The organism is Cellulomonas hominis (assembly GCF_901521055.1).
GTDB lineage: Bacteria > Actinomycetota > Actinomycetes > Actinomycetales > Cellulomonadaceae > Cellulomonas > Cellulomonas endometrii.
Genome location: NZ_CABEGA010000085.1, coordinates 1 through 9,762, shown reverse-complemented (window position 1 = coordinate 9,762; position 9,762 = coordinate 1). Strand labels below are relative to the sequence as shown.

The window sequence follows — 9,762 nt, the reverse complement described above, 5'->3', positions numbered from 1 at the left end:
GTGCCTCCGGCGGGCCGTGCGGGCGGGTGGGGCGCACCGGCCGGACGGCGGCGCACCCGCCGACCGTACGACCGTCGGACGGCCCCTGGACAGCCCCTGGGCAGCCCGGCGACCGGCCGCCCGGGGCGGGCGACACGCTCCCGCCGCGTGTCGTTCGCGCGGCGGACGGGCGCTGCGTCGGGCACAGTAGGCCCGTGGGTGATGTCAGGGACCTCCGTTCGGCGCCGGGAGCGAGGCGCGCCGATGCCCGGGCGGAGCACGACGAGCTGGTTCTCGACTCCCAGCGGTCGGCGCCCCGTGCGGCGCGGCACTGGATCATGCACCGGGTCGCCGCATCGGGGGTGTCCGGCTCCGCGAACCAGGTGATCGAGCTGCTGACCGGAGAGGTCGTGGCCAACGCCGTCGTGCACGGTCCGGAGGACGGCAGCGTCCGGGTCGCCGTCCGCATCGACCACCGCGGCGTGCGCGTCGCGGTCACCGACGACAGCCCCGCGAAGCCGCAGGTGCAGCACCCGGCGCCGACGGCCGTCAGCGGCCGGGGCATGGCGCTCGTGGAGGCGCTGTCGCGCACCTGGGGCGTCGACGTCCACGGCGAGGAGGGCAAGACCGTGTGGTTCCTCGTGGACCCCGAGGCGGACTGACCCCCGGCTCGCTCGGGCGCGCGGCGGCGATCAGCGCCCGGCGGACCCCACCGACAGCTCCACGACGAGCGCGCGGTGGTCCGACATCCCGGTGTCGACGGCGATCGGCTCGCTCGTCGGCGTGACCGGCCCGTCCAGCAGCACGTGGTCGATCTGCCGGTCGGGCACCTCCACCGGGAACGTGTTCACCTGACCGACCGAGCGCCAGCCGGACACCCGCTGCGGCGTCGTGCCCTCGAGGTTCAGGTCGCCGGTGACCGCGAGCGGCCGGGGGAGGGCGTGGCAGGCCCGCACCAGGTGCCGCAGCTGCACGACGTTCCAGCCGGTGATGAACGTCAGGTGCGTCGCCACCACGGTGATCGGCCCCTCGGGGGTCTCGACGACTGCCGCGAGCGCCGCCCGCTGCTCGTCCTGCACGAGCGAGGGCCGCCGGTTGCCGCGGTGGACCATCGGCACCCGCCGGCGCAGGGTCGGCAGGGCCATCACGCGCCACGCGGACACCGGGTAGCGGCTGAGCAGCGCGATCCCGTAGGCGGCGATCGTGGGCTGGTCCTCACCGGTCGCGGCCGTCCACGTCCCGGGGTGCCCGTGCAGCGTCGCGACGAACCGGTGGTGGTGGGCGCCCATCGCCTCGGCCGCCACCGCCGTGAGGTCGGCCTGGTGGGACCGTGGCTGGTCCCGGTCGACCTCCTGCAGCGCGAGGACGTCGGCGTCCAGCCCGCTGACGGCCCCGGCGAACCGGTCCAGGTCCACCTTGCCGTCGCTCAGACCACGCCCGTGCAGGATGTTGAAGCTCGCGAGTCGCACCCCGCGATTCTTGCGGTCGTCCTGCGGAAGCGCTCGTCGTCGTGTACACAACTCGGCATGAGCCACGATGCAGCGACCGCCAGCGGAGCCGGCGCCGGGGTGCAGGCCGGCGCCGCCGACGAGCCCGATCCCCGCACCGCGCTGCAGGACGGCCTGCGCAAGGTGGCCGTCGCGCTGGAGGACGCGGGCATCCCGTTCGCGCTGGTCGGCGGGTACGCCGCATGGGCGCGCGGGGCGCCGGAGCCGAGCCACGACGCCGACTTCGCCGTGACGGAGGAGGACGTGCCGCGCGCGCAGGAGGCCATCGCCGCGGCTGGCCTCGACGTGCACGAGCCCGCGGAGAACTGGCTGTTCAAGGCCTTCCACCACGGTGCGCTGGTCGACGTCCTGTTCCGGATGGTCGGGGAGCCGATCACCCTCGAGATGCTCGAGCGCAGCGACACGATGGAGGTCCTCGCCGTCCGGATGCCCGTGCTCGACGCGACGGACATCATCTCCGCGAAGATGCGCGTGCTCGGGGAGCACTACTGCGACTTCACCCGGATGATCGCCATGGTGCGGGCCCTGCGCGAGCAGGTGGACTGGCACCGCGTGCGCGCCGAGACGGCCGAGACGCCCTACGGGCGGGCGTTCCTGCTGCTCGTGCACGAGCTCGGCATCTCCCCGGTGGGCCCGGAGCAGCGCTGACGAGCGTCGTCGACCGCCCGTGACATCCAGGGTCGCAACCCACTAGTGTCGTCAGAGCAGGACGCCGGAAGGCCTCCCGCACCGCCGAAGACCCCGCCCCGAGCGGGGTCTTTGTGCGTCCGGCTCAGGGTTGCCACACGTGCTCCGCTACGACCGCGCCCTCGACCGCCGCCCACGCGAGGTCGCTCGCGGCCCGTGCGCGCTGGTCCGACTCCTCGACCACGTGACGGCGGCGCCAGAGGTACGTGACCAGATCGGACGCCTGGAGCAGGCGGCTGTGCTGGGACGGGCCGAAGTGCAGGGTGTCGAGGAGGGTCGGGAGCCGGCTGGATCTGTACCCCGGTGTCCCCTCCCGCCGGTACGACCGGAGGTTGGAACGGTGTCGCTCGTGCGTGTGAACCTCGTCCGCCGTCACGACGACGCGCTTCCCGTGGGAGGCGGCCTCGCGGTCGATGCTCTCCAGAAGATGCCCGAGCACGACGTCGTGAGGCGGATGCGGATCCACGTACCGGCGACGCTGTGCGGCGACGTCCATCCCTCGCAGAACGACGCGTGCCCCGGAGGTGCCGACCACCCGCATCGCGCGCTGGTACACGTTGACGCGCTGGCGGACCGGCATCGACGCCCAGACGCCCTTGCCGTGGAAGATCTCGTAGCCGTGCAGCTCCGCCGTGTCGGAGAGGGCGACCCGTCGAGGCCGTTCTCGATCGCGGCAGCCGCAGCAGCGGTGACGATCACCGCGCCGAGCGCGAAGAACGCGTCCTTCTCGTACGACTCGTCGACGAAGGCCAGCAGCACGCGTCGACCGTACCGGCGTGCCCGGGTGCTCCCGTGACCGGTACCTGCAGGCGCCGAGCGCTGAGTGGTGCCCGCCCCGGCCGTCCCGATGCAGAACGCCTCACCCGGTGCAAGACCCGGCCCGGTCGCGACACAGTAGGGGCACCGGGGGCCGCGCGTGGCCTGCGGACCGACCCGAGGGGACCGCGTGCACGACCAGCAGCCGGGGCCGACCGCCGCCGCCGAGCACGTCATCGACCCCGCGACCGACCCCGGCACCGAACCCGACGCCGGCGGCCGGGGCGCCGCGTGGTTCGAGGAGCTGTTCCGCCGGCACGCCGTGGCCGTGCACCGCTACCTCCTGCGCCGCGGCGCGGGCGACGACGCGGAGGACCTCGCGGCCGACGTCCTCACGGTCGCGTGGCGCCGGCGGGGTGAGGTGCCCGACGGCATGGAGCTCGCGTGGCTGTACCGGACCGCCGGCTTCGTGCTGGCGAACCACCGCCGCAAGGGCCGGCCCGTGCCGGTGGCGGAGGTCCCTGACGAGCCGGACCCGACGGACCCCGCCGTGCAGGCGGTCCGCGACGAGCGGGTGCGTGAGGTGCTCGGCCGGCTGAGCGCGCGCGACCGGCAGGTCCTGCTGCTCACCGCCTGGGAGGGCGTCACGGGCGACGACCTCGCGCTGGTGCTGGGGGTGTCCCGGGGCGGGGCGGACGCGGCCCTGTCGCGGGCGCGGGCGCGGCTGCGCGAGGCCTGGGACGCCGACTGACCCACGGGCCTGCCCACGCGCCGGTCCAAGCGCCGACCCACCCGCCGTCCCGCGCGCGACGTGCAAGGGACGGGCGGGCGGCGACACAGACGGGGTGGACGCGACCGCCGGGACGGGGGCCGCACGGACCTGGAGGAGACCACGGTGGACGAGCCCCGAGCACAGCAGCCGGACCCCGCGCCGGGCGACGACGAGGCGTTCGCGCGGCTGCGCGCCGCCGATCCCGCGGCGGGTGCGGGGCTCGACACCGACGCCCTGCGCGCGGAGGTCGCCCGCAGGTCCGGTGCCGAGCCGGCCGTCGACGTCGCGCCCGTGACCACGCTGGCGTCTCGCCGCCGCGCCCGGTGGCTGCAGGTGGCGGCCGTGGGCGTGGGTGCCGCGCTGGTGGCGGGCGCCGGCGGGTACGCGGCCGGCGTCCGGGGCGGCGGTGAGGCGGCAGCGGCGCCGATCACGCTGGGCCAGGCCGCCGCCGAGCAGCAGCTGGAGGCCGCGGCGGACAAGCTGGCGGCGGGCTCGACGGCCACCGACATGCGGATCGCGCCGGGGTTCGGCGCGCGGGCGGTGTTCTCCGCGTCCGGGCTGGCGGACGACGCGGGCACCGCGCACGGCTGGGCGCTCGACGCCGCGGCGGTGTTCTCCGCCGAGACCGCGACCCGGGTGGCGTCCGCACTGGGCGTGACCGGTGACCCGGCGCAGCAGTACGGCGCCTGGACCGTCGGCCCGCAGGACGGCAGCGCGCCGAACGTGACGCTGCAGCCCGACGGCGCCGCGAGCATCAGCTACTACGACCCGACGCGCGACCCCTGGGCCTGCGCGGCGTCCGCGACGGACCAGCCGGACGCGGGCGCGTCCGACGGTGCGGCGACGACCGAGGGCTCCGCCGCTGCCGAGCTGGCACCGACGATCGACCCGGAGGTCGTCGACCCGGCGCTCCCGGTCGTGCCGGGGCCGACGTGCGACCCTGCGCTCGGCGACGCCCCGACCGGGGACGCGGCGGTCGCGGCGACGCGTGACCTGCTCGCGACGCTCGGGGTGGACCCCGCCGCGTTCGAGTACGAGGTGGGCGACTCCGGCACGAGCACGGCGGCGAACGTGACGGCGTACCAGGTCGTCGACGCCCAGCGCACGGGCCTGGCGTGGAACGTGACGCTCGTCGACGGCGGCGTGCAGTCGCTGTACGGCTCGCTCGCGCCGCTGGTGGACCTGGGGGAGTACCCGGTGGTCGGCGCCGCGACCGCGGTCGAGCGCCTGAACGATCCCCGGTTCGGCACCGGGTACGGCGGCGTCATGCCGCTGGCCCGCGCCGAGGCCGCCGACGCGGCCGGGGCTGCCGAGGACGCGGGCGCGGCGACCACCGACGAGGTGCCGTCCGCCGACCCGACCGTCCCCGCCACGGCGCAGCCCGGGTCGCCGATCTCCTGGCCGGTGCAGCAGGTGACGATCACCGGCGCCCGGCTCGGGCTCGCGATGGTCACGCAGGCGGACGGCGCGGCGCTGCTGGTGCCGGCCTACGAGCTCACCGACGCCGACGGCTCCGCGTGGAGCGTCGTCGCGGTGGACGAGGAGTCGCTCGACCTCGCCGGGTGAGCGGCGACGCGTCCGGCGCCGGAGGGGGCGCCGGACGCACGGGGGCGGGGTGCCGGTCGGAGGGCCGGGATCCCGCCCTCGGCGCGTCTGGGGTTGCCGACACCGCCGCCGCGGGCCACGGTCGTGCCATGGGCCGACGACGAGAACGCCGCACCGACCGCACGCGCTCGCTCCCGGAGCCCCGCTGGGCGCCCGGGGACCCCACGGTCGCGCTGCCGGCGCCGCGTCGCGCGCCGGGTCGTGCGCCGGGTCGCGCGCCCGCGCACGGCCGGACCGCCGCCGCCGTCCGCGCGTCGACGCCCGCGCACGCCCGCACCGCGGAGCCGCGCGGCAGCCGGGTCGGCCTCGGCCTGCGCAGCGCGCTGCTCGGCGTCGCGGCGGGCAGCCGGGCGTCGCTGGCGCTCGCGGGCCCGGCGCTCGCCGACCCCGCGCGCGGACGCGTGACCCGCGGGCTCACCCGGTTCGGCGTGCTCGTCGAGCTGACGAACGACAAGCTGCCCACCACCCCGAGCCGCCTCGTGCCGCCCGGCCCGCAGAGCCGCGCGATCGCCGCGGCGCTCGGGGGTGCGGCGCTCGCCCGTCAGCGCGGGCGCTCGGTGCTGCTCCCGGCCGCGACCGCCGCGCTGTTCTCCACCGTCGGGACGTTCGGCGGTGCCGCCTGGCGCACGTGGGCGGCCCAGCGGGGCCCGGACTGGCGCGGGGCGCTCGCGGAGGACGTCGTCGCGGTGACGCTCGCGACCCTGGCCTCCCGCACCCGCTGACCGCCTGACCAGCCGTCCCGCGTCAGCCCGCCGCGACCTCGATCACCCGGACCCCGCCGCCGGGGACCTTCGCGGTGCCGGCGAACGACTCGCCCGTGAGCAGGTCGACGCCGGTGGCGGGGAGCTCGGCCTCCTCGGCGCCGTGGTTGACGGCGACCAGGAAGTCCGACGTGGCCCCGTGGCGGCGGACGACCTCGAGCTCGGCCGGCAGCCCCGACGGTGCGAGCCCGGCGTCGGCGTACACGGCCCCCATGAGCGGGGCGAGGGCGTCGGCGTCGAAGCACGTCGAGACGTACCAGCCCGTGCCGGAGCCGTGCGCGTGCCGGGTGACGGCGGCGCCCCCGGGCAGCGGCCCGTCGGCGTAGGTGCCGACCACCTCGGCGCCGTCGAGCACGAGGTCCTCGGTCCAGACCGTCGCCGTGGTCGCGCCGGTCGCCGCGAGCGCGCCCGTCCAGGTCACCTCGACCGACTCCCCGGCGCGCAGCGGGGCGTGCTCCTCGACGGCCACCCCGAGCGCGGCACGCAGGTGCGCCCCGTACCCGCCCGCGGGCACCGCGTCCCGCTCGTCGACGACGCCGGAGAAGCACGAGACCACGAGCGTGCCGCCACCGGCGACGTACTGCTCGAGGTTCGCCCCGGCCGCCGCGGTCAGCAGGTACGACGCCGGCGCGACGACGAGGCGGTAGCCGGTCAGGTCGTCCTCGGGATGCGCGAGGTCGACCGTGAGGCCGTCCTGCCACAGCCGCTCGTAGGAGGCCCGCACGCGGTCGCGGTGCCGGAGGTCCACCGAGGGCCGCCACTCCAGGTCCTGCGCCCAGAACGACTCCCAGTCCCACAGCAGCGCCACGTCGGCCCGCACCCGGGAGCCCCGCACCGGCGCCAGCTGCTGCAGGTCGGCGCCCAGCGCGCACACCTCCCGGAACACCCGGGACCCCGTGCCGGCGTGGGGGAGCATCGCCGAGTGGAACTTCTCCGCGCCGGAGCGCGAGGCGCGCCACTGGAAGAACAGGATGCCGTCGGCGCCGCGCCCGAGGTGGGTGAGCGAGTTCCGCGCCATCTCGCCGGGGCGCTTCGCGAGGTTGCGGGGCTGCCAGTTCACGGCCGAGGTCGAGTGCTCCATCAGCAGCCACGGCTTGCCGCGGGCGACGGACCGGGTGAGGTCGGCGGCGAGCGCCAGGCCGACGTGGCTGCGCGGGTCCTCGGCGGTGAGGTAGTGGTCGTTCGAGACGACGTCGACCTCGGCGGCCCACTTCCACAGGTCCACGGACGGGCACTCGGCGGCCATGAAGTTGGTCGTCACCGGCACGGAGGAGTGCGCGCGGATGGCGTCGCGCTCGGCGACGAAGCACTGGCGCAGCGCGTGGTCCGTGAACCGGGCGAAGTCGAGCCGCTGCGCGGGGTTGGTCACCGACGGGGTGAGGCGCGGGACGTCGACGTGCTCCCAGCGGCCGTACCGCTGGCCCCAGAACGCGGTGCCCCACGCAGCGTTGAGCGCGTCGAGGGAGCCGTACCGCTCCTGGAGCCACGCCCGGAACGCCGCGGCGGAGGTCTCGGAGTAGTCCTCCGAGACCGGCGCCCCGTACTCGTTGTGCACGTGCCAGAGGGCGACGGCCGGGTGCGAGCCGTAGCGGCGGGCGAGCTCCGTGGTGATCCGGACGGCCGCGGCGCGGTACTCCGGGGAGGACGGGTTGGCCATGCCGCGCGAGCCGAAGCCGAGCACCGTGCCGGAGCGGTCGACGACGCGGGTGTGCGGGTAGGTCGCGAAGAACCAGGCGGGCGGCGAGGCCGTCGGCGTGCCGAGGTCGACCCGGATCCCGTGGGAGTGCAGCAGCTCGATGACCCGGTCGAGCCAGCCGAAGTCGAAGACGCCCTCCTCCGGCTCGAGCAGCGCCCACGAGAAGATGCCGATGCTGACCAGGTTGACCCCGGCCTCCTGCATGAGCCGCACGTCCTCGTGCCAGACCTTCTCCGGCCACTGCTCGGGGTTGTAGTCCCCGCCGTAGGCGATGCCGTCGAGCCCGAGCACCCACGGGGAGTCGGCGGGGGCGGGCGTGGGCTGGGGGGTCATGGTTCTCCTCGAACGACTGCGTCTGACTGAGCACGGTCCCAGCCGCAACGCCGAGACAACGAGTACATAACAGGAGCCTTGCCCGTGTTGACAACCCCTGCACGATCCATCGTACTGTGACCGTGCACAGTTCGAAGTGCACAGGCACAGCGCGGTGATCGCCCGCGGTGTGACGCCCGCCGCGAGGACGCGGCGGGTCCTTGACGAGGAGGACCAATGCGCCTGCACACAGCGATGAAGACCGCGGCCGTGCTCGCCGCCACCGCGATGCTCGCGGCCGGATGCGGCAGCGGCTCCGACGACGGCGGCGGGTCCGCGTCCGCCGACGGCCCCGTCGAGCTCACGTTCTGGACGTGGGCGCCCGGCATGGAGGAGACGGTCGCGGAGTGGAACGCCGCGAACCCGGACATCCAGGTCACGGTGAACAAGCAGGACGGCGGCGACCCGGCCGTCACCAAGCTGCTCACCGCGATCAAGGCGGGCTCCGGTGCCCCCGACCTCATGCAGACCGAGTACCAGAAGATCCCCACGCTGGTCGCCGCCGACGCCCTGGCGGACCTGTCGGGCGTCATCTCCGACGACCTCGCGGACCACTACGCGGAGGGCACCTGGGAGTCGGTGACCCTCGGCTCCGACGCCGTGTACGGCGTGCCGCAGGACTCCGGGCCGATGCAGTTCTACTACCGGGCGGACATCTTCGAGCAGCTCGGCCTGCAGGTCCCGACCACCTGGGACGAGTACGCCGCCGTCGCCGCGCAGCTGCACGCCGCCGACCCGAGCAAGTACCTCGGCACGTTCTCCGCCAACGACGCGGGCTGGTTCACGGGCCTCGCCCAGCAGGCCGGCGCGTCCTGGTGGGGCATCGACGGCGACTCCTGGAGCGTCGACATCGACTCCGACGCCACCGAGAAGGTCGCCTCGTACTGGGGCGGCCTGGTCGAGCAGGGCGTCATCGACAACAAGCCGATGTACACCCCGGAGTGGAACGCGGCCCTCAACGACGGCTCGCAGGTCGGCTGGCTGTCGGCGATCTGGGCGCCCGGCGTCCTCGAGGGCAACGCCCCCGACACGGCGGGCAAGTGGGCCATGGCGCCCATGCCGCAGTGGGAGGCCGGCGACACCGCGACGGGCAACTGGGGCGGCTCGGCCACCTCGGTGACGTCCCAGTCCGAGCACCCGGAGGAGGCCGCCCAGTTCATCGAGTGGATGAACGGCAGCCAGGAGGGCGTCGACGCCCTGGTCGAGTACGGCAGCCTCTACCCGGCCGACCTCGACGCGCAGGCCGGTGCCCTCTCCGAGCCGCCGGCCTTCTTCTCCGGGCAGGCCGACTTCTACGACATCGCCGCCGAGACGGCGCAGGGCGTGCAGCCGTTCACGTACGGCCCGAACGTCAACGTTGCCTACTCCGCCTACAACGACGAGTTCGGCAAGGCCACCGAGGCCCGCTCCGCGTCGGCGTTCGTGGACGCGGTCGAGGCCATGCAGGCGGCGACCGTCGACGACCTGAAGAGCTCCGGGTTCTCGGTCTCCGAGTGACCCCGCGGCGATCGACGGCTCGGTGCTGACCGTCGAGGAGGTCGTGGCGGCGTGCGACGACCTGCTCGAGCGGGACCGGGCGTCCCGCGCGGCGCTCGGGTTCATGCACCCGGGCCGGGTGGACGTCAT

Annotated in this window: 10 protein-coding genes; 7 read left to right on the top strand and 3 right to left on the bottom strand. The window is 75.3% G+C overall.

What is annotated here, in order from left to right; translation table 11 throughout:
- Positions 1-194: 194 nt before the first annotated feature.
- Entirely contained in the window at positions 195-641 is a 447-nt protein-coding gene (locus KJP73_RS18170; protein WP_249669529.1) for an ATP-binding protein, read from the top strand.
- 30 nt (positions 642-671) lie between these two features.
- Here the strand turns inward: KJP73_RS18170 and KJP73_RS18165 are convergent, their stop codons facing one another.
- The gene (locus tag KJP73_RS18165; RefSeq protein ID WP_213284291.1) at positions 672-1,448 is read right to left on the bottom strand and encodes an endonuclease/exonuclease/phosphatase family protein; all 777 of its coding nucleotides are present in this window, start codon (positions 1,446-1,448) and stop codon (positions 672-674) included.
- Positions 1,449-1,505: 57 nt separating this feature from the next.
- Between KJP73_RS18165 and KJP73_RS18160 the strand changes: the two genes are divergently transcribed.
- Positions 1,506-2,135, top strand: coding sequence for a nucleotidyltransferase family protein (locus KJP73_RS18160; protein WP_213284290.1), 630 nt, complete (start codon positions 1,506-1,508; stop codon positions 2,133-2,135).
- 124 nt (positions 2,136-2,259) lie between these two features.
- Here the strand turns inward: KJP73_RS18160 and KJP73_RS19745 are convergent, their stop codons facing one another.
- Positions 2,260-2,670: a DUF3800 domain-containing protein gene (locus tag KJP73_RS19745; protein ID WP_433995184.1), complete on the bottom strand. Its 411-nt coding sequence runs from the start codon at positions 2,668-2,670 to the stop codon at positions 2,260-2,262.
- 123 nt (positions 2,671-2,793) lie between these two features.
- Between KJP73_RS19745 and KJP73_RS19740 the strand changes: the two genes are divergently transcribed.
- From KJP73_RS19740 to KJP73_RS18135, 4 genes are all read left to right on the top strand, one after another.
- On the top strand, positions 2,794-2,970 hold the full coding sequence (locus tag KJP73_RS19740) for a hypothetical protein (protein ID WP_213284288.1): 177 nt from the start codon (positions 2,794-2,796) through the stop codon (positions 2,968-2,970).
- Between the two features lie 195 nt (positions 2,971-3,165).
- Complete coding sequence (locus KJP73_RS18145; protein WP_213284292.1) at positions 3,166-3,681, top strand: sigma-70 family RNA polymerase sigma factor; 516 nt, start codon at positions 3,166-3,168, stop codon at positions 3,679-3,681.
- 144 nt (positions 3,682-3,825) lie between these two features.
- The gene (locus KJP73_RS18140) at positions 3,826-5,268 is read left to right on the top strand and encodes a hypothetical protein (RefSeq protein WP_213284287.1); all 1,443 of its coding nucleotides are present in this window, start codon (positions 3,826-3,828) and stop codon (positions 5,266-5,268) included.
- A 128-nt stretch (positions 5,269-5,396) separates the two neighbouring features.
- Entirely contained in the window at positions 5,397-6,029 is a 633-nt protein-coding gene (locus KJP73_RS18135) for a hypothetical protein (RefSeq protein WP_213284286.1), read from the top strand.
- A 22-nt stretch (positions 6,030-6,051) separates the two neighbouring features.
- On the opposite strand, the gene KJP73_RS18130 is transcribed toward KJP73_RS18135, so the two are convergent.
- Complete coding sequence (locus KJP73_RS18130) at positions 6,052-8,097, bottom strand: beta-galactosidase (RefSeq protein ID WP_213284285.1); 2,046 nt, start codon at positions 8,095-8,097, stop codon at positions 6,052-6,054.
- A 216-nt stretch (positions 8,098-8,313) separates the two neighbouring features.
- Between KJP73_RS18130 and KJP73_RS18125 the strand changes: the two genes are divergently transcribed.
- Positions 8,314-9,633: an ABC transporter substrate-binding protein gene (locus KJP73_RS18125; protein ID WP_213284284.1), complete on the top strand. Its 1,320-nt coding sequence runs from the start codon at positions 8,314-8,316 to the stop codon at positions 9,631-9,633.
- The last annotated feature ends 129 nt before the right edge of the window (positions 9,634-9,762 follow it).

Bases quoted from the DNA above. Each gene is read 5' to 3' on its own strand.
- KJP73_RS18130 (WP_213284285.1), bottom strand. From the start codon at position 8,097: ATGACCCCCCAGCCCACGCCCGCCCCCGCCGACTCCCCGTGGGTGCTC.
- KJP73_RS18125 (WP_213284284.1), top strand. From the start codon at position 8,314: ATGCGCCTGCACACAGCGATGAAGACCGCGGCCGTGCTCGCCGCCACC.
- KJP73_RS18135 (WP_213284286.1), top strand. From the start codon at position 5,397: ATGGGCCGACGACGAGAACGCCGCACCGACCGCACGCGCTCGCTCCCG.
- KJP73_RS18160 (WP_213284290.1), top strand. From the start codon at position 1,506: ATGAGCCACGATGCAGCGACCGCCAGCGGAGCCGGCGCCGGGGTGCAG.
- KJP73_RS19745 (WP_433995184.1), bottom strand. From the start codon at position 2,670: ATGGACGTCGCCGCACAGCGTCGCCGGTACGTGGATCCGCATCCGCCT.